Source organism: Actinomadura sp. 9N407 (assembly GCF_044326315.1).
Lineage (GTDB): Bacteria > Actinomycetota > Actinomycetes > Streptosporangiales > Streptosporangiaceae > Spirillospora.
The window spans coordinates 1-25,911 of the sequence record NZ_JBIRAW010000059.1 but is presented as its reverse complement, the minus strand read 5'-3'; the positions used below and the strand labels follow the sequence as shown (position 1 = coordinate 25,911).

Annotated in this window: 20 protein-coding genes, 3 tRNA genes and 1 pseudogene; 8 read left to right on the top strand and 16 right to left on the bottom strand. The window is 70.6% G+C overall.

Features of this window, described 5'->3' with window-relative positions:
* Positions 1-106: 106 nt before the first annotated feature.
* Positions 107-522, bottom strand: a pseudogene (tnpA, locus tag ACH34Q_RS46210) (IS200/IS605 family transposase).
* Positions 523-544: 22 nt separating this feature from the next.
* Here tnpA and ACH34Q_RS46205 point away from each other — a divergent pair.
* Together ACH34Q_RS46205 and lhgO are read left to right on the top strand one after the other, a co-directional pair.
* Positions 545-1,819, top strand: coding sequence for an RNA-guided endonuclease InsQ/TnpB family protein (locus tag ACH34Q_RS46205; RefSeq protein WP_395989626.1), 1,275 nt, complete (start codon positions 545-547; stop codon positions 1,817-1,819).
* 77 nt (positions 1,820-1,896) lie between these two features.
* Positions 1,897-3,096, top strand: coding sequence for an L-2-hydroxyglutarate oxidase (gene lhgO / locus ACH34Q_RS46200; RefSeq protein ID WP_395989625.1), 1,200 nt, complete (start codon positions 1,897-1,899; stop codon positions 3,094-3,096).
* An 11-nt stretch (positions 3,097-3,107) separates the two neighbouring features.
* Here the strand turns inward: lhgO and ACH34Q_RS46195 are convergent, their stop codons facing one another.
* The 7 genes from ACH34Q_RS46195 to ACH34Q_RS46165 all read right to left on the bottom strand — a co-directional run bounded on the left by ACH34Q_RS46195 (position 3,108) and on the right by ACH34Q_RS46165 (position 12,415).
* Entirely contained in the window at positions 3,108-4,604 is a 1,497-nt protein-coding gene (locus ACH34Q_RS46195) for a carboxylesterase/lipase family protein (protein WP_395989624.1), read from the bottom strand.
* A 106-nt stretch (positions 4,605-4,710) separates the two neighbouring features.
* A tRNA-Met gene (locus ACH34Q_RS46190) sits at positions 4,711-4,787 on the bottom strand.
* A gap of 44 nt (positions 4,788-4,831) precedes the next feature.
* Positions 4,832-5,446, bottom strand: a complete 615-nt coding sequence (locus ACH34Q_RS46185; protein WP_395989623.1) for a TetR/AcrR family transcriptional regulator — start codon at positions 5,444-5,446, stop codon at positions 4,832-4,834.
* On the bottom strand, positions 5,443-6,246 hold the full coding sequence (locus ACH34Q_RS46180) for an SDR family oxidoreductase (protein WP_395989622.1): 804 nt from the start codon (positions 6,244-6,246) through the stop codon (positions 5,443-5,445). The genes ACH34Q_RS46185 and ACH34Q_RS46180 overlap by 4 nt, the downstream gene beginning before the upstream one ends.
* Positions 6,243-7,604: a cytochrome P450 gene (locus ACH34Q_RS46175; protein WP_395989621.1), complete on the bottom strand. Its 1,362-nt coding sequence runs from the start codon at positions 7,602-7,604 to the stop codon at positions 6,243-6,245. The genes ACH34Q_RS46180 and ACH34Q_RS46175 overlap by 4 nt, the downstream gene beginning before the upstream one ends.
* A 124-nt stretch (positions 7,605-7,728) precedes the next feature.
* A complete protein-coding gene (locus ACH34Q_RS46170; protein WP_395989620.1) occupies positions 7,729-10,539 on the bottom strand; it encodes an alpha/beta fold hydrolase in 2,811 nt (936 codons plus the stop codon).
* Positions 10,540-10,768: 229 nt separating this feature from the next.
* Positions 10,769-12,415 carry an AMP-binding protein gene (locus tag ACH34Q_RS46165; protein ID WP_395989619.1) on the bottom strand — a complete coding sequence of 549 codons (1,647 nt, stop codon included), beginning with the start codon at positions 12,413-12,415 and terminating at the stop codon, positions 10,769-10,771.
* A gap of 300 nt (positions 12,416-12,715) precedes the next feature.
* On the opposite strand from ACH34Q_RS46165, the gene ACH34Q_RS46160 reads away from it, so the two are divergent.
* Positions 12,716-13,075, top strand: coding sequence for a DUF3054 domain-containing protein (locus ACH34Q_RS46160; protein WP_395989618.1), 360 nt, complete (start codon positions 12,716-12,718; stop codon positions 13,073-13,075).
* 177 nt (positions 13,076-13,252) lie between these two features.
* Here the strand turns inward: ACH34Q_RS46160 and ACH34Q_RS46155 are convergent.
* Positions 13,253-13,326, bottom strand: a tRNA-Met gene (locus ACH34Q_RS46155).
* Positions 13,304-13,966 (bottom strand): TetR family transcriptional regulator, encoded by a 663-nt coding sequence (locus ACH34Q_RS46150; protein WP_395989617.1) that lies wholly within the window; start codon positions 13,964-13,966, stop codon positions 13,304-13,306. Before ACH34Q_RS46150 ends, ACH34Q_RS46155 begins: the two co-directional genes overlap by 23 nt.
* Positions 13,967-14,010: 44 nt before the next feature.
* Here ACH34Q_RS46150 and ACH34Q_RS46145 point away from each other — a divergent pair, with 44 nt between their 5' ends.
* A complete protein-coding gene (locus ACH34Q_RS46145; RefSeq protein ID WP_395989616.1) occupies positions 14,011-15,192 on the top strand; it encodes a cytochrome P450 in 1,182 nt (393 codons plus the stop codon).
* A 24-nt stretch (positions 15,193-15,216) separates the two neighbouring features.
* Here ACH34Q_RS46145 and pruA read toward each other — a convergent pair whose 3' ends face one another.
* The gene (gene pruA / locus ACH34Q_RS46140; protein ID WP_395989615.1) at positions 15,217-16,845 is read right to left on the bottom strand and encodes an L-glutamate gamma-semialdehyde dehydrogenase; all 1,629 of its coding nucleotides are present in this window, start codon (positions 16,843-16,845) and stop codon (positions 15,217-15,219) included.
* A gap of 14 nt (positions 16,846-16,859) precedes the next feature.
* Positions 16,860-17,771 carry a proline dehydrogenase family protein gene (locus ACH34Q_RS46135; RefSeq protein WP_395989614.1) on the bottom strand — a complete coding sequence of 304 codons (912 nt, stop codon included), beginning with the start codon at positions 17,769-17,771 and terminating at the stop codon, positions 16,860-16,862.
* A gap of 76 nt (positions 17,772-17,847) precedes the next feature.
* Here ACH34Q_RS46135 and ACH34Q_RS46130 point away from each other — a divergent pair, with 76 nt between their 5' ends.
* The 3 genes from ACH34Q_RS46130 (at position 17,848) to ACH34Q_RS46120 (ending at position 20,370) form a co-directional block, all read left to right on the top strand.
* A complete protein-coding gene (locus ACH34Q_RS46130; RefSeq protein ID WP_395989613.1) occupies positions 17,848-18,930 on the top strand; it encodes a PucR family transcriptional regulator in 1,083 nt (360 codons plus the stop codon).
* Positions 18,931-18,963: 33 nt separating this feature from the next.
* Positions 18,964-19,539 carry a TetR/AcrR family transcriptional regulator gene (locus ACH34Q_RS46125; protein ID WP_395989612.1) on the top strand — a complete coding sequence of 192 codons (576 nt, stop codon included), beginning with the start codon at positions 18,964-18,966 and terminating at the stop codon, positions 19,537-19,539.
* A 75-nt stretch (positions 19,540-19,614) separates the two neighbouring features.
* Positions 19,615-20,370: an SDR family NAD(P)-dependent oxidoreductase gene (locus ACH34Q_RS46120; RefSeq protein ID WP_395989611.1), complete on the top strand. Its 756-nt coding sequence runs from the start codon at positions 19,615-19,617 to the stop codon at positions 20,368-20,370.
* A gap of 233 nt (positions 20,371-20,603) precedes the next feature.
* Here ACH34Q_RS46120 and ACH34Q_RS46115 read toward each other — a convergent pair.
* From ACH34Q_RS46115 to ACH34Q_RS46100, 4 genes are all read right to left on the bottom strand, one after another.
* A tRNA-Met gene (locus ACH34Q_RS46115) sits at positions 20,604-20,677 on the bottom strand.
* 46 nt (positions 20,678-20,723) lie between these two features.
* Positions 20,724-21,782, bottom strand: a complete 1,059-nt coding sequence (locus ACH34Q_RS46110) for a PDZ domain-containing protein (protein ID WP_395989610.1) — start codon at positions 21,780-21,782, stop codon at positions 20,724-20,726.
* 28 nt (positions 21,783-21,810) lie between these two features.
* A complete protein-coding gene (locus ACH34Q_RS46105) occupies positions 21,811-22,251 on the bottom strand; it encodes a molybdenum cofactor biosynthesis protein MoaE (RefSeq protein ID WP_395989609.1) in 441 nt (146 codons plus the stop codon).
* Between the two features lie 10 nt (positions 22,252-22,261).
* Positions 22,262-22,807, bottom strand: coding sequence for a PPA1309 family protein (locus ACH34Q_RS46100; RefSeq protein WP_395989608.1), 546 nt, complete (start codon positions 22,805-22,807; stop codon positions 22,262-22,264).
* Positions 22,808-22,920: 113 nt separating this feature from the next.
* On the opposite strand from ACH34Q_RS46100, the gene ACH34Q_RS46095 reads away from it, so the two are divergent.
* Positions 22,921-25,851 carry a UPF0182 family protein gene (locus ACH34Q_RS46095; RefSeq protein ID WP_395989607.1) on the top strand — a complete coding sequence of 977 codons (2,931 nt, stop codon included), beginning with the start codon at positions 22,921-22,923 and terminating at the stop codon, positions 25,849-25,851.
* Positions 25,852-25,911 lie beyond the last annotated feature (60 nt).

Here is a 25,911-nt window from a genome sequence, read left to right as displayed (position 1 = left end):
CCGGCTTGCGGGCCATTGCTGCGGCCTTCAGGCCGGGGGTGAGGGCCCGCGCGGGAGTGCCCGCTAGGGCGCGAGCGTGCTTTCCCCGCACCTGGGCGGCGTGCGGTCAGGTGGGGCGGTTCTGCTGCTCGATGTATTGCCGGACGATCGTGAGCGGGGCACCTCCGACGGACCCGGCGAAGTACGACTCCGACCACAGCCGGCGGGCGCGCCGGTAGTGGCGTTCGAGCTCGGGGAACTCCTGCCGCATCCGGCGTGAGGAGACGCCCTTGAGGGAGTTGACCAGCTTGGAGATCGCGACCTTGGGGGAAGTCGACCAGCAGGTGGACGTGGTCGGTTTCGCCGTTGAACTCGACCAGCTCGGCCTCGAAGTCGGCGCACACGTCCCGGAAGATCTCCTCCAGGCGGGTCAGGTGGGTGCCGGTGAACACCTGGTGCCGGAACTTGGTCACGAAAACCAAGTGGGCGTGCAGAGCGAAAACACAGTCGCCTGCCTGTTCTCACTTCGAGTGATGATGCCATAAACCAACTGTAGGATCGTGGTGTGCAGCTCCGGTACAACTTCCGCATCTACCCCGGTCCCGGTCAGCGGATCGCGCTGGCTCAGGCGTTCGGGTGCGCGCGGGCGGTGTTCAACGACGCCCTGGCGTTGCGGGAGGCGGCCTACCGGGCCGGGGAGCCCTACATCCTGGACAAGGACCTGTCCCGCCTGGTCATCACCGAGGCGAAGACCAGGCCGGAGCGCGAATGGCTGGGTGGGGTGTCGGCCGTGGTGTTGCAGCAGGCCCTGGCCGACCTGAACACCGCCTACCGCAACTACTTCGCCTCCCGCAACGGGACCCGCAAGGGCCCGAAGATGGGCCGCCCCAAGTACAGGTCCCGCAAGGACCGGCGCCAGTCGGTCCGGTTCACCCGCAACGCCCGCTTCGCCATCACCCCGGGCGGGAAAGTGCGGCTTCCCAAGATCGGGGACGTGCAGGTCCGCTGGTCCCGCGACCTGCCGTCCGACCCGTCGTCGGTCACTGTGATCAAGGATGCGGGCGGCCGGTACTTCGCGTCGTTCTGCGTCAGCACCGAACCTGAACCTCTCCCGGAAACGGTCGGGGAGGTGGGGATCGATCTGGGGCTGAGGCATTTCGCGGTGCTGTCGGACGGCACGAAGATCTCCAACCCCCGGTGGCTGCGGCGCCGGGAACGCAGGCTCAAGACCTTACAAAAAGCCCTGTCCCGCAAGGAGAAAGGCAGCAAGAACCGGGAGAAGGCCCGGATCGCCCTGGCCCGCCAGCACGCCAAGGTCACCGATGCCCGGCGCGAGTTCCACGATCAGTTGTCGACCTGGCTCGTCCGCGATAACCAAGCGGTGTACGCCGAGACGCTGAACATCAAGGGACTCGCCCGAGGCAACCTGGCCAAGAGCATCCACGACGCCGGATGGGGCCGGTTCCTGGCCATGCTGGAATCCAAGGCCTCCCGGCACGGCCGCACGTTCATCCGGGTCGGCCGGAACTTCCCCTCCTCCCAGCTCTGCTCGGCCTACGGGCACCGGGACGGCCCCAAACCGTTGAAGATCCGGGTATGGACCTGCCCCGCCTGCCAAGCAGTCCACGACCGGGACATCAACGCCTCGGCCAACGTGCGCGCGGAGGGCCGCCGCCTCACCGGATACACACCGATCACAGTCGCCGCCGGACGACAGACCACCCCTGGAACGGGGTCGGGGGCGGAGACTCAAAACGCCTGTGGAGACGCGGTAAGACCACCGTTCACGGTGGCACGGGTCCGCGAAGCAGGAACCCACCAGAAGCCCCGGGCCGCCTGATGCGTACCACGCGCCAGGCGGTACAGGCAGGCTGGAATCCCCGCCCTTCAGGGCAGGGAGGACGTCAAGGTCGGCGGATGCGGATCGGAGTGGTGGGCGCGGGGATCCTCGGGCTGGCCGTCGCCCGGCGGCTGGCGGAGCTGTGCCCGGACGCCGAGCTGACCGTGCTCGACAAGGAGGACCGCCTGGCGGCCCACCAGACGGGCCACAACAGCGGTGTGGCGCACGCGGGCCTGTACTACGCGCCCGGTTCCCTGAAGGCGACGCTGTGCCGTCGCGGGATCGCCCTGCTCAAGGACTACTGCGCCGAACGGCACCTCCCGTACGAGGAGTGCGGCAAGGTCGTGGTGGCGCGCGACGCCGCCGAGCTGGGGCCGCTGGAGGAGATCGAACGGCGCGCCACCGCCAACGGCGTGCCCGGCCTGCGGCGGCTGACCGGCGAGGAGCTGCGGGAGATCGAGCCGCACGCGGCCGGGATCGCCGCGCTGCACTCGCCCCGGACCGCGATCGTCGACTTCACCGCCGTCGCGCACGCCTATGCCGATGACGTGACCGCGGCGGGCGGCACCATCAGGCTCGGTGCCGAGGTGACCGCGATCGGCCGCAGGGGCGACGCGGTCACGGTCCGTACCGGCGCAGGCGAAAGGGCCGGCGAGCTGGTCTTCGACCGGCTGGTGATCTGCGCGGGGCTGCAGTCCGACCGGGTGGCCCGGCTGGCGGGCGACGCCCCGGCCCCGGCGATCGTGCCGTTCCGCGGCGAGTACTACCGGCTGGTGCCGGGCCGGGACGATCTCGTCCGCGGCCTGATCTATCCGGTGCCCGACCCGCGCTACCCGTTCCTCGGGGTGCACTTCACGCGGCGGGTCGGCGGCGGTGTCGACGTCGGCCCGAACGCGGTGCTCGCGCTGGCCAGGGAGGGCTACCGGCGCCGCGACGTCCGGCCCGCCGAGCTGTGGGAGACCCTGCGCTGGCCCGGCTTCAAGCACCTGGCGCGGCGACACTGGCGGACCGGCGTCAAGGAGATGTACGGCTCGGCGGTCAAGCGCGCGTTCCTGGCGGAGGCGCGCGCCTTCGTACCGGAACTCCGGGCCGCCGACATGGTGCCCGCGCCCGCCGGGGTACGGGCCCAGGCCGTCGACCCGGACGGTTCCCTGGTCGACGACTTCCGGATCGGGCGGCTGGGGCCGATCACGACGGTACGCAACGCCCCGTCCCCGGCCGCCACCTCGTCGCTGGCCATCGCCGAACACCTGGCCGAGCGCATACTTACCGAATAAACACCGGCCGACTAGACCTGCCAGACGGCGCGGTCGGCGCCTCTCGGGTCCTGGACGACCGGGTTCTTCTCCGCGTCGAAGACCTTGACGTGGCGGCCGGCGGCGTCGAAGCGGTCCCAGCCCGGGTCGCCGTGCACGGCGAAGTTCACCCAGGCCTGATGCATGGCGTCGGCCAGCTCCTGCGGCGGGTTGGGGCCGGACATCTCGCCCGATCCCTCGACGCCGAGGTTGTCGAAGACGAACGCCAGCTCCAGCGCGTGGCAGGCCCCCAGGTCGTGGTTGGGAGAGCGCCACGCGAACTCGTACATCCAGGAGGACCCGGCGTGCTTCTCGGCGAGCCGGTTGGCCGGGATGCGGAACAGGCCGTCGGTGATGAGCGTGGCCAGCAGCTCGCCCGCGTCCATCTCGGGGTGGCTCTCGCGGTACGCGGCGACCACGGAGGCGGGCGTGCCCATCCCGCCCGCGACGGCGCCGACCAGGTCATCGGTGAGCGCGGCGGCCAGCCCGGTGGGCATCAGGAAGAGCCGGAACTCCTCGGCGGTGTAGCCGAGGAGCAGGTCGACGTCCCGGCCGGCACCGGCCGCGACGGCGTCCTCGGCGCGGCGGGGGAAGAGGTCGCCGTCCAGGACGGGCGTCATGGCCATGCCGGAGGCCACGGTGGTGGCGCCCCAGCGGCCCGGGTCGGGCAGCGCCGAGATCTCCGCCGCCACCGCCGACTGCACGGGGATGATCTCGGCCGGGTCGATCGCGGCGAACCCCTCGGCGGTCGGCTCGACACCGAGCCTGGCCGCCATCTCCCTGGTGACCAGCAGGGCGTCGTCGGTCGTCTGGGCGATGGCGCCGGCGCCGCTCTGCGCGATGGCGCGCCGGAAGAGCCCGAGGTCGAGGGAGAGCAGCGTGCTCACGCTCATGGCGCCCGCCGACTCGCCGAACACCGTCACCTGGCCGGGGTCGCCGCCGAACGCGGCGATGTTGTGCCGGACCCATTCGAGCGCGGCGATCTGGTCGCGGAGACCTCGGTTGGACGGGGCACCGGGAAGGTACGCGAAACCCTCGACGCCCAGCCGGTAGTTCACGGTCACGCAGACGACACCGTCGCGGGCGAAGTTGGCGCCGTTGTAGACGCTCACCGCCCCCGACCCGTTGCGGAACGCGCCGCCATGGATCCACACCATGACCGGCCGTCCCTCGCCCCCGGGCGTCAGGGAGGACGACCCCCCTGTCCCCCCCGAGAAGGGCGTCCAGATGTTGAGGTTGAGGCAGTCCTCCCCGGGGATCTCCGGGTCGGGCAACAGCATGTCGTACGGCTTGGGATAGCCGGGCTTGGGCGCGGTGGGCCCGAACTCGAGGGCGTCGCGTACCCCGTCCCACGGCTCCGGCGGGCGCGGCAGGCCGAACCGGTCGGCACCGAACGGCGGCGCGGCGTAGGGGATGCCGAGGTACGCGGCCACACCGTCCCGGGCGGATCCGCGGACCTTGCCGTACCTCGTCTGGACGACTGTCTCCATGCCGCGCCTCCAGTTCTAGAATCTCGTTCGAACATGAGGAGCCTAGCGACCCGGCACCGGAAGCGGAACGCCCGGACCGCGATATCGCGGCCCGGGCGCTGTCACCTGGTTGCGGGGGCAGGATTCGAACCTGCAAACTCCGGCTTATGAGGCCGGCGGACTACCGAGTTGCCCTACCCCGCCTTGTGTCCCCAACGGTAGGCAGTGTCCGGCCGGCAGGCAATCGATTATTCGCGGGGAGGGTGGAGCATGCGGGTGAGGTGGTCGCGCGCGAACGCGCGGATGTCGTCCTCGTCCTCCAGGGCCAGCCCCCCGCCGGGGATCAGCAGGACCGAGACCGCCACCCGCAGCATCACCTCGGCGACGGTCGCGTAGTCCTCGCCGCCGCCGGGGCGGGCGCGGCGCAGCCTGTCGGCCAGGATGTCGCGGGCGGCGAGCATCACGGCGCCGCCGTTCATGCTGAGCTGCGGCAGGAACGCCTCGGGCTCGCTCTCCAGCACGCGGGTCATCAGCGGGTGCGTCCGGGCTCCGCGCAGCCCGGCGACGAAGCCCTCGACCACGGCGTCCTCGGCGGTCGGCAGCCCCTCGGTGGCGGCCGAGATCGCCCCGAGGAACCGCCGGCACTCGCGCAGGATCACCGCCTGGAGCAGCTGGTCCTTGTTGCCGAACCGCCGGTAGATGGTGGTACGGGCGACGCCGCCGCGCTTGGCGACGTCCTCGACGCTGACCCGCCGCAGCCCGTACGTCTCGAACTCCGCCAGCGCCGCGTCCAGGATCCGGGTGTCGAGACCGTCCGGATCCGCGCCGCCGTCCGAGAGCCGGGCCAGCAGGTCCACGCTCATCCGCGGATGCGGGCGTCGTAGGCCTTGCGGGCCTCCGGGTCGTACTCCAGGAAGATCTTGTCCAGGCCGAGCTTGCGCGACATGGACTGCCGGACCTTCTCGGGGAGCAGCCCGCTGATCCGCACCTGGCGGCCCAGCTTGCGCGGGACGACCATCTGCGGCCGTGGCCTTCCGATCAGTTCCACCACGGCGGCGGCGATGTCCTCGGGCTCGGCGTTCTTCTGGCCCTTGGGGCTCGCGGTACCGGCGACCAGGTCGGTGTTGGTGAACGTCGGCAGCACGGCGCTGACGTGCACGCCGCGGTCCTGGACCTCCAGCCGGGTCGCCTCGGTGAACCCGATCACGGCCGCCTTGCTGGCGTTGTAGAGGGCCAGGCCGGGGGTGTAGAGCACGCCGGCCAGGGACGCGATGTTGATGATGTGGCCGCCGCCGCGCGGCAGCATCCGCTCCAGGGCGAGCTTGGTGCCGAGCATGACGCCGTGCACGTTGATGTCCAGGCAGCGCCGCGCGTCGGCGTCGCTCTCGCCGGTCACCGGGCCGATCGGCATGATGCCGGCGTTGTTGATCAGCACGTCCAGCGGTCCCGCCGCCTCCTCGGCCGCGGCCAGGAAGGCGGTGAACGACTCGCGCGAGGTGACGTCCACCGGGAACGCGGCGGCGCCCAGCCTGCCGCCCGCCTCCTTGGCGGCGGCCTCGTCGATGTCGCCGATCACCACGGTCGCGCCCTTGGCCTTCAACGCGCGAGCGGTGGCCAGGCCGATGCCCCGGGCCGCTCCGGTGATCGCTATGACCTTGCTCATCGGGTGTTCTCCAGTCGGTCGAGTCGTACGGGCAGCCCGTCCTTGGGCGAGGGGAGCGAGGTGGTGTCCAGCGGCCACTCGTACCGGCCGGGGACGCTCCACCGGTAGTTCAGCAGGACCTGGTGCAGGATGCCCTTCACCTGCATCCCGGCGAAGTGCAGCCCGATGCACTTGTGGGCGCCGCCGCCGAACGGCGACCACGCGTACTTGTGCACCTTGTCCTCGCGGCGGTCCGGGGCGAAGCGCTCCGGGTCGAACGTCTCCGGGTCCGGCCACCATTCGGGCATCTGGTGGTTGGTGAGCTGCGGGACGACCACGGTCGATCCGGCGGGGATGTGGTAGCCGAGGATCGAGGTGTCCTTGACGACCCGGCGGGGCAGCGCGGGCACCGGCGGCAGCAGCCGCAGTGCCTCCTTCATCACCAGGTCCGCCGACGGCAGCGCGTCCAGGTCACCGAACTCCAGGACGGGCTTGCCGAGCGCCAGCGACTCGTCCCGCAGCCGCTCCTGCCATTCGGGGTGCTTGGCGAGGTAGTACGCCATCGTCGTCAGCGTGATGGTGGTGGTGTCGTGCGCCGCCATCAGCGCGAAGATCATGTGGTTGACGACGTCCTCGTCGGTGAACCGGTGGCCGTCGTCGGTCTCGGCCTGGCAGAGCGCGGCGAACAGGTCGTCGCCGCCGTCGCGGCGCTTGGCGGGCAGGTGCCGCCGGAAGAACTCCTCCAGCACCTTGCGGGCCTGGACGCCCTTGTGCCAGCGCAGGCCCGGCACCGGAAAGCGCACGTAGGCGGTGCCCGCGCGCACCGCGTCGATGAACGCGCCGTTGACCCGGTCGGCCTCGGCGCGGTCCAGCTCGACGCCCATGAAGACATCGGTCGCCAGGTCGAGCGTCAGCTGCTTGACGTGGTCGTACACCTTGAAGCCCTGGCCCGGCTCCCACGCCGCGATACCGCTCGCGATGCCCGGCGCCATCGCCTCCATGTACGACCGCAGCCGCTTCTGCGTGAACGCCTGCTGCATGATGCGCCGGTGGTGCAGATGCTCCTCGAAGTCCAGGAGCATGATGCCGCGGTAGAAGAACGGCCCGATGAAGTAGCTCCACGCCGGGCCGTTGGCGAACGCCTTGTCCCGGTTGACCAGCACCGCCTCGGCCGCCTCCGGACCCTGGACGGTCACCGTCCGCTGCCCGAGCAGCCAGCCCCACGTGACCGGCCCGAACTCCTCGTACCGCTTGCGGGCCACCTTGAACGGCTGCCGCATGACCTGGAGCGTGTTGCCGACGAACGGGATGCCGGGATGCCCGCGTACCGGTTTGAGGCCACTGCCCTCCGGCGGCGGCGCGAGGATCGTGGTGGCCATGGGCCCTCCGCAGGGGGACGTGGGCGGAACAGAAGGACAGAAACGCAAGATCTGTAACTTCGTTCTAACGCAGCCGACGGCTCCGCGTCCAGACCCGAACACAATTCGGTTTGGCCGGCCCGGTTCAGCGGTACGCGCCGCCGCCGTCGCGCTTGTAGGTCTCCACCGGCGTGACGCTCCCGTTCCGCAGCGGCTCCGTCCGCAATCGCCCCGCCGCCGTCACCGGCACTTCCTCCACCACCTGGATCAGCGCGGGCCGCAGCTCGGGCGCCACCCGCAGCATCACCTCGGTCAGGTCGATCGGCTTCAGCTCGCCGCCCTCGCGCAGGCTGACCGCCGCCGCCGCGAGCTCACCGTCCCCGGACGGCACCCCGTAGACCGCGACGACGTCGATCGCGGGCAGTTCGCCCAGGGCCTCGCGGATCGGTCCCGGCGGGATGACGCCCTCGGCCGTACGGATCAGCTCGGCGTCCCGGCCGGCCAGCCAGAAGTCCCCGCCCGCGTCGCGCCGGAACAGGTCGCCGGTCATCAGCCAGGCGTCCCCGGGCGCGAACAGCCCGCGCTGCGGGCGCCCGGCGTGCCCCGGCCTGAGCCGCGACACCAGCATCCCGATCTCGTCCGGCCCGCACTCCACCGCGAACCCGTCCGGTCCCTCGGCCAGGCGGCCGCGTTCCAGGTCGTACCGGGCCAGCCGGATCTCGGCGCTGCCCGGCAGTGGCCGTCCCAGCGCCCCGGGCTTCTTGCCGCTCAGGTTGACCAGGATCGCCTCGCCCTCGGTGGTGGCGTAGAACTCCAGTACGCGCGCGGGCGCGAACCGTTCCTCCACCCGCCGCCACAGGCCGCGCGGCATCCCCGAGCCGATGAACAGCCGGACGGGATGGTGCCGCTCCCCCGGATGCGGCGGCGCGTTCACCAGATCGCGCAGCGAGGTCCAGGTGTACGAGGCGACCGTCACCCCGTACCGGCGTATCTCGTCCCAGAACGTCTCGGGGTCGTAGGCGCTGGCCAGCGCCAGCCGGGCGCCGCCCGCCACCGCGCCGCCCAGGCTCATCATCAGCGCGGACGGATGCTGCAGCGGCGTCAGGCTGTAGACGGTGTCGGCCGAGGACAGGTCGGCCGACGAGGCCGTACCGAACGCCGACAGGGCCCACCGCCGGTTGGTGATCCGGCTGGCCCGCAGATGCTCGCCGTCGCCCGTGAACAGCACGAACGCGAGATCGCCCGCACGGCCGGGATTGGGCCGGTACCAGCCCGGCACCTCGACCTCGTCCGCGTCGATCCGTTCCATGTCGAAGACCGACGACTCGCGGCCCGTACCGGCGCCGCCGAGCAGGAAGACCTCGACGTCGAGTCCGGCGGCGCGCGACTCGTTCTCGGGGTCGGCGATGACGCGGCTCACCTCGCCGAGCTCGGCCTCCCGCCGCACGTCGCCGTCCGGCCGCAGCAGCACCGCCACGGCGCCCAGCCGGCTGAGCGCCGCGACCAGCGCGAGCGCGCTCGGCCGGGTCTCCATCAGCACGCCCACCGCGTCGCCCTGCCGTACGCCGATGTGGATCAGGCCTCGGACGACGGCGTCGATGCGGTTCTTGGCGGCCTCCTGGGTGTAGGCGCGGCCCTTGTACAGGAAGAAGACGTCGTGCGGGTTCTGCTCGTCCAGCAGCAGGCCCAGGGACATCCGGGTACCGGACTGGATGCGTTCCAGCCGGGCGAGCCGGGGCAGGTTCTGCGTCGCCTGCTGCGTCAGCTGCTGGGAGCCCCGTACGGCCCGGGTCGCTGAACGCGCCGCGCTCGCACCGATCCCGGCCACCAACTGCAGCCCGTACCCCACGCCGCCGGACGAGGCGGGAGCCTCTTCACCGGCCGGTACGACGATGTCCGGCAGGTCCGCACCGGCTTCGCGCCAGTTGGCCCATCCAGCGACCGCGGGCCAGGTCCTGGCCACCGCGAGACTGCCCACGACGAGCCCGAAATGCCCCGCGCCGACCGACGCCTCGTACACCTCCGCGCGCGGCGCCGCCCGCCGGATCCCGCGCACCATCTCCGGCGAGGCGATCTCGTCCGCCTCGCCGACGAAGGTCAGCACCGGGCAGGAGATGTCGGCCAGCGTCACCAGCCGGTCGCCGATGACGAACCCGCCGGTCAGCATGCGGTTGTGCGCGATGAACTGGCGGACGAACTCCGCCAGCGCCGGGCCCGGCCACGACACCCAGCCCTCGCGCTCCAGGAAGCGCCGCTGCCGCTCCCGTACCGCGAGCCGCTCCCGGTCGTGCAGCTGCAGGATGAAGTCGACCCGGCTCCGTACCGACTTGACCGGGCTGAGCAGCTGGAACCCCGTCCGCGTCACCCATCCCGGCACCGCGAAGGTGCTCAGCATCCACTCCGGGATGCGGCCGGTCTCGCTCGCGATCCACCCCGGCAGCCCGAACGGCAGCCCGACACTCGTGTCGGCCGGGCTGCCGAACGTCACCACCGAGGCGATGCCCTCGCTCCTGCGGTACGCGGCGGCCTGGTAGCAGAACATGCCGCCCTGCGAGTAGCCGGCGAGGTGCACGTCCCGGCCGGTGGCCTCGCGCACCCGGTCCACCGCCTCGCTGACCGCCAGCACATGGTCGGTGATCGTCCGTTCCAGCCCGCCCGGCTCGCGCTCGGGCGCGCCGAAGTCGACCACCCACGGATCCACGCCCAGCTCGTGCAGCACGCCGACCGCGCTGACCCGCGAGGAGATGTCGTACACCTCCGCGCTGACCATCAGCGGCGGCACCAGCAGCACCACGGGCCCCTTGCCGCCGGGGAAGTAGTGCCGCAGGCGATGCACCCGCCGCTCCTGGACGATCTCGTACGGCGAGCCCTCCTCGCCGGTGTCCAGCCCGCCGAAACGGGCGACTTCGAGAGCGTTCTGAGCGGTGCGGAGCAGCTTGCTGATCACAGGGGCCATGGTCGCCCCATGCTGTCCGGCATCGCGGGATTTATCAAGAAACCAGAGGCCGCCGGGCTAGGACCGGCTCAAAGTGGCTCGGCCACCGCGCGAGCGCGCTACCTGGCCGGCGAGGCGATGCCGAAGGCGAGCCTCCCCGGCCAGATCGCGAAGCGATGTCGCGCTCGCCCAAGGCACGGTCAGGTGCGAGCCGCCAGGCGAGTGCCTGGGCCGGGGCTTTGAAACACGGCTAGAGGACCGTGGCGCCGTCCAGCTTCCCGGCCCGCAGCCGCTCCCACATGTAGCGCCGCCGCGGCTTGCCGCTGGAGGTCCGCTGGATCAGGCCGGACCCGATCACGATCGTCACCTCGACCTCGTCCCCGAGCCGCCGCCGCAGCATCTCGCGTACGTCGCCGGCCCACTCCCCGGCACCGGTCTCCGCGAACAGGGCCAGCCCGCGCGTCCCGGCCCCGGGTACCCCGACGACCACGATCCGGCCCTTGCCCAGCCCGCTGACCTCAGCGATCTTGGACTCCAGGTCCTCGACGTACACCGAACGGCCGCGCACCTTGATGCTGTCGCCCATCCGCCCGAGCACGAACAGCTGCCCCTCGAAGAAGAAGCCCGCGTCCCCGGTGTGGACGGACCCGTCCTCGAACCGCGTGGACTTCCCCTCGGCCCCCGCGTAGTAGCCGAGGCAGGCCGACTCTCCCCCGACCACGATCTCGCCGAGGCAACCCGCCGGAAGCTCCTGACCGGAATCGTCCACGACACGGACCGGCACGTCGTCCTGGGGCGTACCGCACCCGACGACCCAGCCGGCCTTGGCGCCCAGCGACTCCTCGCCCAACTCGTGCCGCTCCAGGACCGTCACCGGCTTGCCGAACTCCAGCGCCGCCTCGTCCGGCCGGACCGCCAGCGGCCTGCGCCGCACGTGGTCCATCGTGACCAGCAGCGTCGTCTCCGCCATCCCGAACGCGGGCATGAACGTCTCGCGCCGGAACCCGAACGGCTCGGCCATCCGCGCGAACGACTCCAGCGCGTGCGGATCGATCGGCTCCGCCCCGATGATCGCGCTCTGCCACCCCGACAGGTCGACGCCCTCCAGCTGCTCCGGCTTGACCCTGCGCGCCGCGTACGCCAGCGCGAACGGCGGCGCCGCCGTGTGCGCGGCCTCCGCGAAGCACCGCACCCACCGTGCGGGGTCCCGGATGAACTGGTCGGGCCGCATCAGCTTCAACGTGGCCTGCACCGTGATCGGGGTGATGAAACAGCCGATCAGCCCCATGTCGTGGTAGAGCGGCAGCCACGAGGCGACGACATCGCCGTCCTCGAACCCGGCCGTACGCGCGATCAGCTCGATGTTGGCCTCCAGGTTGTCCCAGGTGACCATCACCCCTCTCGGCGCGCCACTGGACCCGGAGGTGAACTGCAGCAAAGCCAGCTGCCCGGGCTCCTGCACCTCGGCCTCGGCGTCCCCCTGCCGCGGCAGCCACGGCTCCCCGGCGATCCCCGCCGCGTCCATCGCCCGCGCCGCCAGCGGCGCCAGGTCCGCCGAAGCGATGGTCAGCGCCGGCGACGCCTGCCGCAGGATCGCCGCCACATGCGCCACATAGTCGTCGCCGTCCTGGAACAGCGGCGGTGTGATCAAGCACACGGTCGCCCCGGCCGCCCAGATCCCGTAGTACGTCTCCACGCACGTGAAGTCCGTCGGCAGGATCATGCACACCACATCGCCCGGCCGCACGCCCTGCTCGATCAGGGCCGTGGCCGTACGGCGCGCGGCTCCCGCCAGCTCCCCGTAGTCACGGAACTCCCAGCCACCATCATCGGAGGCCAGGTGAACGCCGCGTCCGGCATTCGGCTTGTCCAGCCAGTCCCGCAGAGCTGACGCCATCGTGTTCCTCTCGCAGAGTCCAGTAAAACTCGCGAGTAACTTCACCAGTGCCCGTACCCAACGTCAAGGAGGGGCTGTGTTTATGGCTTGCGCGAGCTGCGCTCCTCGCTAGCGCTCGTCGCTTGTCGCGCAAGCGGCGAGCGCTGGCATCGCTCCGAACTCGCCTGGCGGCTCACTCCGCGATCAGGTTCTCGCTTCGCTCGAACCTGCCTTCGGACGCGCTCGCAACGCCTGGGGTCCGTTCCACCTGAGCAGGCGGGCTGAGGCTGCTGGGAAAGGAGGCGTCCATATCCTGGAGCCATGCGTATCGGTGTGGGGGCGGGTCTTGATGTGGTCCTGGTACTGGTCTTCGTGGCGATCGGGCGGCGGTCGCACGAGGAGGGGCTGAGCCTGGCGGGCCTGGCCGAGACCGCCTGGCCGTTCTTGGTGGGGCTCGCCGTCGGTTGGGCGATCATGCGGGCCTGGCGCGAGCCTGAGGCCCTGCCGATCGGCGCGGGAATCTGGGTGACGACCGTGGTCTGCGGGATGCTCCTGCGTACCGTCTCCGGGCAGGGAACCGCCCTCGCGTTCATGATCGTCGCGACGTTGTTCCTGGGAGCCGTTCTGCTCGGATGGCGCTTGATCGCGAGATTTGCCCCGATCCCCAGAGCGAGGACCTGAACCCCAACGGATTTGGGCTCGAACACATCCTGGTCCGTGGTCCCGATCGTCCGTGGGGGGCGCGGGGGGCGAAGCCCCTCGCCTCGGGGGTTCCAGGGGGTCGCCCCCCTGGGCCAGCATGCGAAAGGTCCCCCTGGAAGCAAGCGCAGCTTGCGACCAGGGGGACCTAGCGACCAGTAGCGGGGGCAGGATTTGAACCTGCGACCTCTGGGTTATGAGCCCAGCGAGCTACCGAACTGCTCCACCCCGCGGCGATGTCTTAACTCTATGGGGCGGCCTCACCTTAGGCAAACTGGGCGCGGCGAGGGCCGCGGTGAGCATCTGGACGAGGTCGGCGACGAAGGTGTCGTGGTCGAGCAGGGAGTCGGCGCGTTCGGCCCGATCGGCGAGGGCGGCGGTCAGGAACGCGATCACGACGGAGATCCGTTCGAGGGCCAGGGCCTCGGGCAGGGAGGCGCGGCAGCACGCCTCCAGTAGTTCCAGCTGGCGGGCCAGCGCGGTGCCTTCGAGGAGCGGCGGTACGCGGTGGCTGCGGATGCCGGCCTGGCCTGACACCTGGGCGACGATGCGCAGGAAGTCGCGTCCCTCTTCGGTCTTCAGCTCCTCGGCGACCGGCTCGACCACGGCGGCGACGACGGAGCGCAGGTCGGACGGGTCCAGCTCGTCCAGGGCGGTGGCGCGGGCGGGCTCCATCCGGTGCACGCCGGCGAGCAGGATCGCGGCGAGCAGGCCCTGCCGCGAGCCGAAGTGGTACGTGATCGCCGAGTCGTTGGCCTGGCCCGCCCGCTTGACGATGTCGCGGGTACGGGCGCCGTCCACGCCGTCGGCGGCGAAGAGCCGGGCACCCGCGCTCAGCAGGCGTTCCTTGGTCAGCCTTGCGTCTCTCGGCACGCGAATGATACTAACAGGGGACGTTAATAACGGAGGCCGTTACTGTGTACGATCCGTTCTCGCTCGACTTCCAGGCCGACCCGTACCCCGTCTACCGCCGGCTCCGCGACGAGGAGCCCGTGCACCGGCACGAGGATCCGCCGTTCTACGCGCTGTCCCGCTTCGAGGACATCTGGACCGCCGTACGGGACCCGCAGAATTTCTCCTCCGCGCAGGGCCTGACGTTCTACCCCGACGAGATCGGCACGCTCGGGCTCGCGCCCACGATCGTGATGCTCGACCCGCCCCGGCACACGCAGCTGCGGCGGCTGATCAGCCACGGCTTCACGCCGCGCCGCATCGCCGCGCTGGAGGATCTGCTCCGCGATTTCGTGCGCGGCCGGATCGCCCTGATGGAACGTAAGGCGGCCGACGGGGAGCCGGTGGACCTGCACCGGGACTTCTCGTCCCCGCTCCCCACGTTCGCGCTGGCGCACCTGCTGGGCGTGCCGGAAAGCGACCGGGCCCGGTTCGATCCGTGGGTGGCCGCGCTGACGACCGTCCAGGAGGAGGGGCTCGGCAAGACCAAGGGCGCCGTCGAGTCGGTCGCCGAGATGTTCGGCTACTTCTCCGACGTCATCGCCGCCCGTCGCAAGGACCCGCGGAGCGACCTGATCACGGCGCTGACGGTCGCGGAGGCCGACGGCGAGCGGCTGACCGACTGGGACATCCTGGGCTTCTGCTTCGTGATGGTGGCCGGGGGCAACGACACGACCGGCAACCTGATCTCGCACGGGGTCGCGCTGCTGGACGAGCATCCGGCCGAACGCGAGAAGCTCCTCGCCGACCCGTCCCTGATCCCGAACGCGGTGATGGAGTTCCTGCGGATGGAGGGCTCCGTCCAGGCGCTGGCCCGTACGACGACCGAGCCGGTGACCCTGCACGGCGTCGAGATCCCCGAGGGCGTGAAGGTCATGATGCTGTACGGGTCGGCCAACCGCGACGAGAGGGAGTTCGGCCCGACCGTCGACGACCTGGACGTGACGCGCGAGATCCCCCGCCACCTCGGCTTCGCCACGGGAGTGCACTTCTGTATCGGCTCGCACCTGGCCAAGCTGCAGGCGCGAGTGGCCTTCGAAGAGCTGCTGGGCGCCCACCCGTCCATCGGAGTGGACCTGGCAGGCGCCCAGCGCATCAACTCGCCGTTCAGCCGAGGCTGGGAACGCCTCCCCGCCACCGGCCTCTAGTGCCCAGAGTGTTGACGGAGCGCTTTAAAGCATGTGCGGGTAGCGGTGGTCGGTTGCCGGTACGAAGGTCTCCTTGATGGAACGTGGGGAGGTCCAGCGCAGCAGGTTGAGGATCGAGCCTGCCTTGTCGTTGGTGCCCGAGGAGCGCGCGCCGCCGAACGGCTGCTGCCCGACGACGGCGCCGGTGGGCTTGTCGTTGACGTAGAAGTTGCCGGCCGCGAACCGCAGCGCCTCGGCCGTACGGGCGATCGCCTCGCGGTCCTGGGCGATCACGGCACCGGTCAGCGCGTACGCCGACACCGACTCCATCTGGGCGACGACCTCGTCGTAGCGCTCGTCGTCGTAGACGTGGACGCCGAGAACGGGACCGAAGTACTCGGTCCTGAAGATCTCGTTCTCCGGGTCGTCGGAGACCAGCACGGTGGGCCGGACGAAGTATCCGACCGTGTCGTCGCACGTGCCGCCGGCGGCGATCTCGACCGACGGGTCGGCCTTCGCGCGCTCGATCGCCTCGCGGTTCTTGGCGAACGCGCGCTCGTCGATGACGGCGCCCATGAAGTTGCCGAGGTCGGTGACATCGCCCATGGTCAGACCCTCGACCTCAGCGGTGAACTCCGCGGCGAATCCGCCGTCCCAGATCGAACGCGGCACGTAGGCGCGCGAGGCGGCGGAGCACTTCTGCCCCTGGTATTCGAAGGCGCCACGGATGAGCGCGGTCTTCAGGATCGCCGGGTCGGCGGAAGGATGCGCGACGACGAAGTCCTTGCCGCCGGTCTCACCGACCAGGCGCGGGTAACCACGGTAACCGCTGATGTTCTCGCCGACCGTGCGCCACAGCTTCTGGAACGTGGCCGTGCTGCCGGTGAAGTGGATGCCCGCCAGTTCCGGGTGGGGCAGCGCGACCTCGGAGACGGCGACGCCGTCGCCGGTCACCAGGTTGATCACGCCCGGCGGGAGTCCCGCCTCCTCCAGCAGCCGCATCAGCAGGACGGCGGCGTGGGTCTGGGTCGGGGACGGCTTCCAGACCACCACGTTTCCCATCAGCGCGGGCGCGGTCGGCAGGTTGCCGGCGATCGCGGTGAAGTTGAACGGGGTGATCGCGTACACGAACCCCTCCAGCGGCCGGTGGTCGGAGCGGTTCCACACCCCGGCACTGCTGATCGGCTGCTCCGCGAGCACCTGCCGCGCGAAGTGGACGTTGAACCGCCAGAAGTCGACCAGCTCGCAGGGGGTGTCGATCTCGCCCTGCTGGACGGTCTTGCCCTGCCCGAGCATGGTCGACGCCAGTAGCGTCTCCCGCCACGGCCCGGCGAGCAGGTCGGCGGCCCGCAGGAAGACGGCGGCGCGGTCGTCGAACGACAGTGCCCGCCAGGACGGCGCCGCCGCCAGCGCGGCGTCGATCGCGTCCCGGGCATCGGCCCCGGTCGCGGTCCCGAACGTCCCGAGCACCGCCGCGTGCCGGTGCGGCTGGACCACGTCGACCTTGGGCCCGGCTCCCATCCGCCGTACGCCGCCGATGGTCATGGGCAGATCCACCGGGGCGACCTGCAGTTCGGCGAGCGCGGCCTCCAGCCGGGCACGCTCGGGGCTGCCCGGCGCGTACGTGCGCACAGGCTCGTTGACCGGCTGCGGCACCTGGGTCACGGCGTCCATGGAAACCTCCAGAATCAAAGGAACGAGCGGAGAAAGAAAGCGATGTTGGCGGGACGCTCGGCCAGCCGCCGCATGAAGTAGCCGTACCAGTCGCCGCCGTACGGGACGTAGACGCGCACCCGCTCGCCCGCCGCCGCCAGCCGGCGCTGCTCGTCGGCGCGGATGCCGTACAGCATCTGGAACTCGTACGAGCCGGGCTCGCGGCCGTTCGTCCGCGCCAGTTCCAGCGCGATCTCCACGATGCGCGGATCGTGCGAGCCGACCATGGGGTGCCCGGACCCCTCCATCAGCAGCCGTAGCCCGCGGACGTAGGCCCGGTCGACCTCGGCCTTGCTCTGGTACGCGACCGACGCCGGCTCCGCGTAGGCGCCCTTGACCAGCCGCACCCGCGACCCGGCGAGGTCCCGCAGGTCCCCTTCGGTCCGCCGCAGCATGGCCTGGATCGCCACGCCGACCCAGGGGAAGTCGGCGCGCAGCTCGCGCACGACGTCCAGGGTGGAGTCGACGGTCGTGTGATCCTCCATGTCCACGGTGACCGTCATCCCGAGACGTCCGGCCTCCTCGCAGATGGCCCGGGCGCGGTCGAGCGCACCGGACCGCCCGTCCGGAAGCGCGAGCCCCAGCGCCGACAGCTTCAGCGAAGCCTCGGCGTCCTTGGTCAGCCCGCCCTCGGCGAACGAGCCGAACAGCTCGAGATAGGCGTCCCGGACGGCGTCCGCCTGGACCGGCTCGGTGGTGTCCTCACCCAGGCGGTCGAGGGTCACCGCCAGCCCCGCCCCGGTGAGCTCGCGAGTGGCGGCGAGCGCATCCTCCAAGGCCTCCCCCGCCACGAAGCGGTCGACGACCGCCCTGGTCAGGGGTACACCCACAACAACACGGCGCATCCGATCGCTACGCGCGGACGCGAGAAGAAGCCGACTGATCACGCCTCACACGCTAAGCAGGAAAGCTCGCACCGAATACAGTCAAACGTCACTTCCCGACGACCAGGGCTTCATACATATGGATGACCTTCAAGACATCGTGGAGACCGCCGCCGACCTCCTCCAGGCCCCGGCCACCCTGGAGGACCGCGACTTCCACCTGGTCGCGTACGCCGCGCACGGCCGGACCATCGACCCCGTCCGTACCGAGTCGATCCTGCACCGCCGTTCGACCGACGAGGTCCGCACCCGCTTCGAGCGGCACGGCATCGCCCGCGCCACCGGCCCGGTCCGCATCCCCGCCGATCCCGAGGCCGGCCTGCTGGCGCGCCTGTGCCTGCCCGTCCGCTGGAACAACGTGACGTACGGCTACCTCTGGCTGCTGGACGACGACCACCACATCACCAGCACCGCCGCCGCCCAGGCCGCCCCGCTCACCGAGCGCGCCGCCCTGCTGATGGCCCGCCAGACCCGGGACCGCGACGACCTCGGCTGGAAGCTGGCCGACCTGCTGACCACCCGTCCCGACGTCAGGGCCCAGGCCGCCGGCGAGCTGGCCGAGATCCTGACTCCGCCGTTCGCCGTGGCCGTCCTGCGCGCCGCCGAACCCGGCCCGCTGAACCCGTGGCTGCTCCCCCGCGACGTCCTGACCACCCTCTGGGAGGGCGACCACATCCTCGTGGCACCTCCCGCCAAGGCCGCCCACATCGTCGAACGGGCCCGCCAGCTCCTCCTGGAACGCAAGCCGATCCCGACCTACGCCGGCCTGTACAGCCCCTGTGCCGCCCTCACGGAGATCCGCGAGGGCTGGCTCCGGGCCCGGGTCGCCGCCCGTACCGCCGCCGACGGCGAGACCCGTACGTGGTCGTCCCTGGGTGCTCTGCGCCTGCTGCGCTGCGCCGACGACGAGACGCTGGGGGAAGCGGCGCTCCCGCCCCTCCGGAAGCTCCAGGGCCATCCGCACCTCACCGAGACCGCCCGTACGTTCCTGGACCAGGCCGGCAGCATCCAGCGGACGGCCGCCGCGCTGAGCGTCCACCGCCAGACCCTCTACCACCGCCTGCACCGCATCGAGGAGCTCACCGGGCTGTCCCTCGCCAGCGGCCAGGACCGCCTGGCCCTCCATCTGGCCCTCACCCTGGACCCGCACCTCAATATTTGACCGATCGTTCCAGATACCTCTAGGGTCATCCCCATGTCCAGAACCAAGGAGTTCGATCCGGACGCGGTGCTCCAGCGAGCCGTGGACCTGTTCCGCGAGCGCGGCTGCGAGAACACCTCCATGGCCGACCTCGTCGAACACCTCGGCATCGGCCGCGCCAGCATCTACGCCACGTACGGCAGCAAGCGGGACCTCTACCTGAAGGCACTGGCCCGCTACCGGGAGACCACCGACCGCGCCATCATCGACGCCCTCTCCCAGCCCGGACCCGCACTGCCGGCGGTGCACGCCCTGATCGACTTCTACGCCCGATCGTCGGCGGAGGACCCGGGGGGCTGCCTGGTCGTCAACACCGCCGTCGAACTGGCGGGCAAGGACCCGGACGCGGCCCGTTGCGTGGAGGCGAGCTGGACCATCATGGAGACCTCCCTGACCTCCGCGCTCACCCGAGCCCAGGCCCAGGACGAACTCTCCCCCGGACAGGACCCGCGCGCGATCGCCCGCTTCCTGCTGGTCATGTTCCAGGGCATGCGCGTACTGGCCAGGACCCCGGCCCCGGCCGCCCGCCTCCACGACGCCGCCGCCCAGGCCCACTCCTTCCTGGACTGAGACCCGCCCAGGGCACGCACAGCGCCCCTTCATGCCCAAATAATTGACCGATCGTTCCAGTATAAGGAGCAATACATGTCCGACTTCGCAGGCAAGATCGTCCTCGTCACCGGTGCCGGCAGCGGCATCGGCCGCGCCACCGCCCTGGCCTTCGCCCGCAACGGCGCCACCGTCATCGCCTCCGGCCGCACGCCGGAGTCCCTCGGCGAGACCGTGAACCTGATCGAGAAGGACGGCGGCCAGGCCGAGGCCATCCCCTCAGACGTCTCCAGAGCGGCCGACGTCCAGAACCTGATCCGCACCACCGTCGAGCGCCACGGGGCCCTGAACGTCGCGTTCAACAACGCGGGGGCCTTCGCGGGCGGCCCCGTCGCCGACATGGACGAGGACGCCTGGGACGCCCTGCTCGCCACCAACATCACCGGCACGTTCCTGCCGATGAAGTACGAGATCGCCCACATGCGGGAGAACGGCGGCGGCGTGATCGTCAACGCCGCGTCCAACATCGGTGCCCACCAGCGCCTCCCGGGCACCGGCGCCTACGCCGCCACCAAGGCCGCCGTCAGCGCCCTCACCCGTACCGCCGCGATCGAGAACATCGGCTCGGGCATCCGCATCAACGCCGTGAGCCCGGGCCCGATCGACACCACGATGTCGCTGCTGCCCGGCGAGACCGAAGCCGACCGCACCGAGCGGATGCGGAGTTCCCTGCCCATCGGCCGGGTCGGCACCCTCGAAGAGGCCGCAGCCGCCGTCCTCTGGCTCGCCTCACCCGCATCGTCCTACGTCGTAGGCCACGACATGGTCCTGGACGGCGCAGCCAGCGCCTGACGGAACGGCCCAACGGAATCCGGACCCGAACGACCAACGGAATCTGGACCCGAACGAACGTCCAGAGCGTGGACGAGAACAACTTCCAAGACGTGGTCTCGAACGTCCGTGGGGGGCGCGGGGGGCGAAGCCCCTCGCCCCGGGGGTTCCAGGGGGTCGCCCCCCTGGGCCAACATGCGAAAGATCCCCCTGGGAGCAAGCAAAGCTTGCGACCAGGGGGACCCAGGAACCAGTAGCGGGGGCAGGATTTGAACCTGCGACCTCTGGGTTATGAGCCCAGCGAGCTACCGAACTGCTCCACCCCGCGGCGATGTCTTAACTCTATGGCACGGAGGTGATGTTGCCAAATCGGGTCAACCGGCCTTGCAGGTCGGGACCTCCCCCTTGCCCGTGTTGATGGCGTTGATCGCGTTGACGGTGTTCTTCAGAGTGTCGGCGCGGACGAGGCGGAGGCCGTCGGGACGGGCCTTGGCGGCGTCCTCGCAGTTGTCCTCGGGGGTCAGGAAGACGGTGGCGCCGGCGCGGCGGGCGGCGACCATCTTCTGCTGGATGCCGCCGATGGGGCCGACCTCGCCCTTGGGGGTGATCGTGCCGGTGCCGGCGATGAACGTCTTGCCGGCGAGCGAGCCGGGGGTGAGCTTGTCGACGATGGCCAGCGAGAACATCAGGCCCGCGCTGGGGCCGCCGACATCGCCGACGCTGATGTTGATCTTGAACGGGAAGACGAAGTCGTCCCGGAGCACGACGCCCATGACGGGGCGGTCGCTGTCGGCGTCGGGAGAGGCCACGGTGGTCAGCGTGGTCTTCTCCTCCTTGCCGGCACGCAGGTAGGTCAGGGTCACCTGGTCGCCGGCCTTCAGCTTGGCCATCCGGCCGGTGACGTCGTCGAGCCAGCCCATCGGAGCGCCGTTCACCGCGGTGATCTGGTCGCCGGGACGCAGCTTGCCGTCCGCGGGCAGGCCCTTCTGCACCGAGTCGACCATGATCTTGACGGGAAAGGCGATGCCGAGCTGGATCAGGGCGGCCGCCTCGGCGCTGCGCTGGGAGTTCTCCATCTGCTGGGTGTTCTCCTGGTCGACCTGCTCCTGCGACTCGTTCTCGGGGAACAGCGTCTCCTCGGGAACGATCGCCACATCGCCGTCCAGCCAGCCCTGCAGCGCGGAGAACAGGTCGAGCCGGCTGCCGGGGCCGCCCCGGTAGGTGACCGTGGTGAAGTTGAGATGGCCCTGGTCGGGGTAGACCTGGCGGCCCTCGATCTTGATGAGGGGCTCGCCCTTGTCGTTGGTCCCGAGCGTGTTGCTCGTCGGGCCGGGCATCAGCGCGACATAGGGCACGGGCATCTGGGTGCCGGCGACGGCCAGCACCAGAACGAGCACGCAGGCGACGGCGAGCGTGGCGGCACGGCGAGACATGCCGGAAACTCTATGCGGGAAAGGACCTTCAGCAGGCCCCGACCCACTCGTCGCCGCCGTCGGCGAACAGCTGGTGCTTCCAGATGGGCACCTGGGCCTTGAGGTCGTCGATGAGCCGGCGGCAGGCCTCGAACGCCTCGGCGCGGTGCGGGCCGGCGACCGCGACGACCACCGCCAGGTCGCCGATCTCCAGGTCACCGACCCGGTGCACCGCCGCCATGGCCCTGACCGGGAAGTCGGCGGCGATCTTCTCCATGACGGCGCGCAGCTCCCCCTCGACCGAGGGGTGCGCGCTGTACGACAGGCGGCTGACCTCCCGGGCGTGGTCGGAGTCGCGGACCGTACCCACGAAGAGGGCGATGCCGCCGGCGCCCGGGTCGCCGACGGCGGCGAACACCTCGTCGACCGACAGCGGCGTGTCGCGGATCCCGATCAGCCTGATGATGTCCTGCCCGCTGGCCTCGCTCACGTTCCGCAGGCTACCCGGCGGCCGCCTCGCCGGGCTCGTCCGGTTCGAAGGTGGCCGCGAGCGCGTCCGCCAGCGCCGGTACGAGATCGGGCCCGACCAGCACCTCGTCGTCGACGTCGTGCCTGCGCAGCCGCAGCGCCGAGTGCCGGGTGCCGTCCCGCAGCACCCCGACGACCATGCGGACGTCCTCGCGCGCCGGGTGCTTGGCGGCCCACTCGGCGGCCTCGCCCTCGTCCTCGGGGATCTCGCCCTCGGCGCCGGGGGGCAGCACGACCCGTTCCAGGACCAGGGCGCAGCCGGTGACGGTCTCCGGCCAGGCGATGGTGGCCAGCGCGTCCTCCACGGCGGACTGTTCGGGGAGCGCCGGCTGCTCCAGTGCGGCAAGGGTGTCGACGTCGGGGCTCAGGTTCAGCTGGTCGGCCAGTTCCGGCTCCTCGCGGCGCAGCTCGGTGCTCTGCACCAGGGCGTAGAGTCGCGGGGCGGCGTCCCAGCCCTCCTGCGCGGAGTGGCGTTCCAGGTCCTGCACGACTTCTTCCAGAAGACTCACGGGGCCCATCTTTCCCCCAATCGCATGGGGGAAATGCGGGAACCCCCCGCGAACTCGGTAAGTTGCATAGACAGCACCGGCCGCGGCCGGCTTCGAGCATGACCTTTCGAACGGAGGGGCCCTTGACCTTCCGGACTCCCGCATTCGGGCGCCGGCTCGGGAACGGCAGGAGCCGGCTGCTGGTACCGGTCCTTGTGGTACTGGCCGTACTGCTGGTCGCCTTCCTGCTGTTCACCTCGATCTGGACGAACCTGCTCTGGTACCGCTCGATCAACTTCTCGTCGGTCTACACGACGGAGCTGTGGGCGAAGGCACTGCTGTTCGTCGGCTCGGGCGCGCTGATGGCACTGCTGGTGGGCGCCAACATGGTGATCGCCTACCGGCTGCGCCCCGCGTACCGGCCGCTGTCGGTGGAGCAGCAGGGACTCGAGCGCTACCGCGCCGTCGTCGACCCGCGCCGCAAACTGATCGCCGGCGGCCTCCTCGGCCTGCTGGCCCTGCTCACGGGCTCGTCGGTGGCCGGCCAGTGGCCGGTCTTCCTGGCGTTCCTGAACCGCACGCCGTTCGGCGTCGAGGATCCGCAGTTCCACAAGGACGTGTCGTTCTACGTCTTCACCTACCCGTTCCTGCGGCTGGTGCTGGGCGTGGTGTTCGCGACCGTGATCCTGTCGATCCTGGCCGCGCTGATGGTGCACTACCTGTACGGCGGGCTGCGCCTGCAGGGTCCTGGCGACAAGGCCAGCCCTCCCGCGCGCGCCCACCTGTCCGTCCTGGTCGGCCTGTTCGTGCTGCTGAAGGCGTTCGCGTACTGGTTCGACCGGTACGGCCTGGTGCATTCCGAACGGGGCGCGACGACGGGCGCGTCCTATACCGACGTCAACGCGCTGCTACCGGCCAAGACGATCCTGGCGGTCATCGCGGTGGTCTGTGCCCTGATGTTCTTCGGCAACCTCCTGCAGCGCGGCATGATGCTGCCCGGCGTCGGCTTCACGCTGCTGGTGCTGTCGGCCGTCCTGGTCGGTGGCGTCTACCCGCTGCTGATCCAGCAGTTCCAGGTCAAGCCGGACGAGCTGGCCAAGGAACTGGAGTACATCAAGCGCAACATCGAGTTCACCCGCAAGGCGTACAACGTCGAGGGCGCCACGGTCACCGGCGAGTACGGCGCCAAACCCGTGACCGATCCCAAGCAGCTGCAGACCGAGGCCGAACGGCTCGGCGGGGTACGGCTGCTCGACCCCAACGTGGTCGGCGAGACGTTCCAGCAGTTGCAGCGGATCCGGCCGTTCTACCAGTTCCCCGACACCCTCGACGTCGACCGCTACAAGGTCGGCAACGAGACGGTGGACGCGATCGTGGCGCTGCGCGAGCTGTCGGGTGCGCCCGAGGGCCAGCAGAGCTGGGTCAAGGACCGGATGGTCTACACCCACGGGTACGGCTTCGTGTCGGCCTACGGTGACCGGTTCGGCCCCGGCGGCACGCCCGATTTCCTGTCCAAGGACATGCCGCAGTCGCCGGACTCCAAGATCAAGGTGGACCGGCCGCAGATCTACTTCGGCGAGCGGTCCCCCGACTACTCGGTGGTCGGCGGCTCGGGCCAGCAGGAGCTGGACTACCCCGACAACAGCAAGGCCGGGCAGAAGAACACCACCTACCAGGGCCGCGGCGGCGTCCCGGTGGACTCGTTCCTGAACAAGCTGCTGTTCGCGACCAAGTTCCAGGAGAAGAACCTCCTGCTGTCGGGCGCGATCAACGACGGCGCGAAGATCGTCTACAACCGCAAGCCGCGCGAGATGGTGCAGAAGGCCGCTCCCTGGCTGACGCTGGACGGCGACCCGTACCCGACCGTGGTCAACGGCCGCATCACCTGGATCCTGGACGGCTACACGACGTCCAGCGGCTACCCGTACTCCGAGCAGACCAGCCTCGGCGACGCCACCCGCGACACCATCACCGACACCCGCTCGGCGGTGGCCCGGCAGACCAACGACCGGATCAACTACATGCGCAACTCCGTCAAGGCGACGGTCGACGCCTACGACGGGACGGTCAAGCTCTACCAGTGGGACGAGAAGGACCCGGTGGCCAAGACCTGGATGAAGGTCTTCAAGGGCACCGTCCAGCCCCGCGGCAGCATCCCGCCGGAGCTGGAGAGCCACTTCCGCTACCCGCAGGACCTGTTCAAGGTGCAGCGGCAGATCCTCACCAAGTACCACGTGACGGACGCCTCGGCGTTCTACAACGGTGAGGGCTTCTGGGAGGTCCCGGAGGACCCCGGTGCCAAGGGCCGGCGGCAGCCGCCGTACTACCAGAGCCTGCAGATGCCCGGCAAGGACGCCGCCAGCTTCTCGCTGACGACGGTCTACAACCCGCGCGGGAACCCCAACCTGGCGGCGTTCATGGCGATCGGCTCGACCCCGGGCCGCGACTACGGCCAGATCCAGATCCTGCAGCTGCCGCGCAACGCGACCGCCCAGGGTCCCGGCCAGGTCCAGAACTCGTTCGAGACCGATCCGAAGGTCAAGAACGAGCTGTTCGCGCTGCGGCAGGGCGGTACCCGCACGGTGCCGGGCAACATGCTCACGATCCCGTTCGGGGACGGGATCCTGTACGTGGAGCCGATGTACGCCATGGCGGCGGGCACGGCCGAGCAGCAGCCCTATCCGCTGCTGGGCAGGGTCCTGGTCCGGTTCGGCGACAAGATCGCCTCCGGGAGCACCATGAGCGAGGCGATGGAGCAGCTGCTGGGCGGCGTGGCGGCGGCACCGCCGGCCGGCGAGAAGCCGCCCGAGCAGGAACAGCCCGGGCAGGAGCCGGGCGGCGCCCCGCTGAGCGCGCAGGCGCAGCAGGCGATCGACAACCTGGAGGCGGCCGTGACCGACTTCGAGAAGGCCCAGAAGGACGGGAACTTCGCGGAGATGGGCAAGGCCTGGGACCGGGTCAAGAAGGCCCGCGACGAGCTGGCAGCGGCCCAGAAGGCCGCCGCCGCCGCCCGTCCGGCGGCGACCCCTTCCCCGAGCCCGAGCGCTACACCGTCCCCGACCCCGGGCGGCTGATCGCGGCATCCCGTTGACTCGTGGCGTGTTCGCCTTTGAACGGCCTAGAGAAGGGCGAAC

What these genes read in the sequence shown, in the direction of transcription:
- ACH34Q_RS46180 (WP_395989622.1), bottom strand. Translation starts at nt 6,246, where the DNA reads ATGAGCAAGGTCATAGCGATCACCGGAGCGGCCCGGGGCATCGGCCTG.
- ACH34Q_RS46120 (WP_395989611.1), top strand. Translation starts at nt 19,615, where the DNA reads ATGTCCGACTTCGCAGGCAAGATCGTCCTCGTCACCGGTGCCGGCAGC.
- ACH34Q_RS46110 (WP_395989610.1), bottom strand. Translation starts at nt 21,782, where the DNA reads ATGTCTCGCCGTGCCGCCACGCTCGCCGTCGCCTGCGTGCTCGTTCTG.
- ACH34Q_RS46165 (WP_395989619.1), bottom strand. Translation starts at nt 12,415, where the DNA reads ATGGCGTCAGCTCTGCGGGACTGGCTGGACAAGCCGAATGCCGGACGC.
- pruA (WP_395989615.1), bottom strand. Translation starts at nt 16,845, where the DNA reads ATGGACGCCGTGACCCAGGTGCCGCAGCCGGTCAACGAGCCTGTGCGC.
- ACH34Q_RS46170 (WP_395989620.1), bottom strand. Translation starts at nt 10,539, where the DNA reads ATGGCCCCTGTGATCAGCAAGCTGCTCCGCACCGCTCAGAACGCTCTC.
- ACH34Q_RS46100 (WP_395989608.1), bottom strand. Translation starts at nt 22,807, where the DNA reads ATGGGCCCCGTGAGTCTTCTGGAAGAAGTCGTGCAGGACCTGGAACGC.
- ACH34Q_RS46185 (WP_395989623.1), bottom strand. Translation starts at nt 5,446, where the DNA reads ATGAGCGTGGACCTGCTGGCCCGGCTCTCGGACGGCGGCGCGGATCCG.
- ACH34Q_RS46175 (WP_395989621.1), bottom strand. Translation starts at nt 7,604, where the DNA reads ATGGCCACCACGATCCTCGCGCCGCCGCCGGAGGGCAGTGGCCTCAAA.
- lhgO (WP_395989625.1), top strand. Translation starts at nt 1,897, where the DNA reads ATGCGGATCGGAGTGGTGGGCGCGGGGATCCTCGGGCTGGCCGTCGCC.
- ACH34Q_RS46160 (WP_395989618.1), top strand. Translation starts at nt 12,716, where the DNA reads ATGCGTATCGGTGTGGGGGCGGGTCTTGATGTGGTCCTGGTACTGGTC.
- ACH34Q_RS46125 (WP_395989612.1), top strand. Translation starts at nt 18,964, where the DNA reads ATGTCCAGAACCAAGGAGTTCGATCCGGACGCGGTGCTCCAGCGAGCC.
- ACH34Q_RS46130 (WP_395989613.1), top strand. Translation starts at nt 17,848, where the DNA reads ATGGATGACCTTCAAGACATCGTGGAGACCGCCGCCGACCTCCTCCAG.
- ACH34Q_RS46195 (WP_395989624.1), bottom strand. Translation starts at nt 4,604, where the DNA reads ATGGAGACAGTCGTCCAGACGAGGTACGGCAAGGTCCGCGGATCCGCC.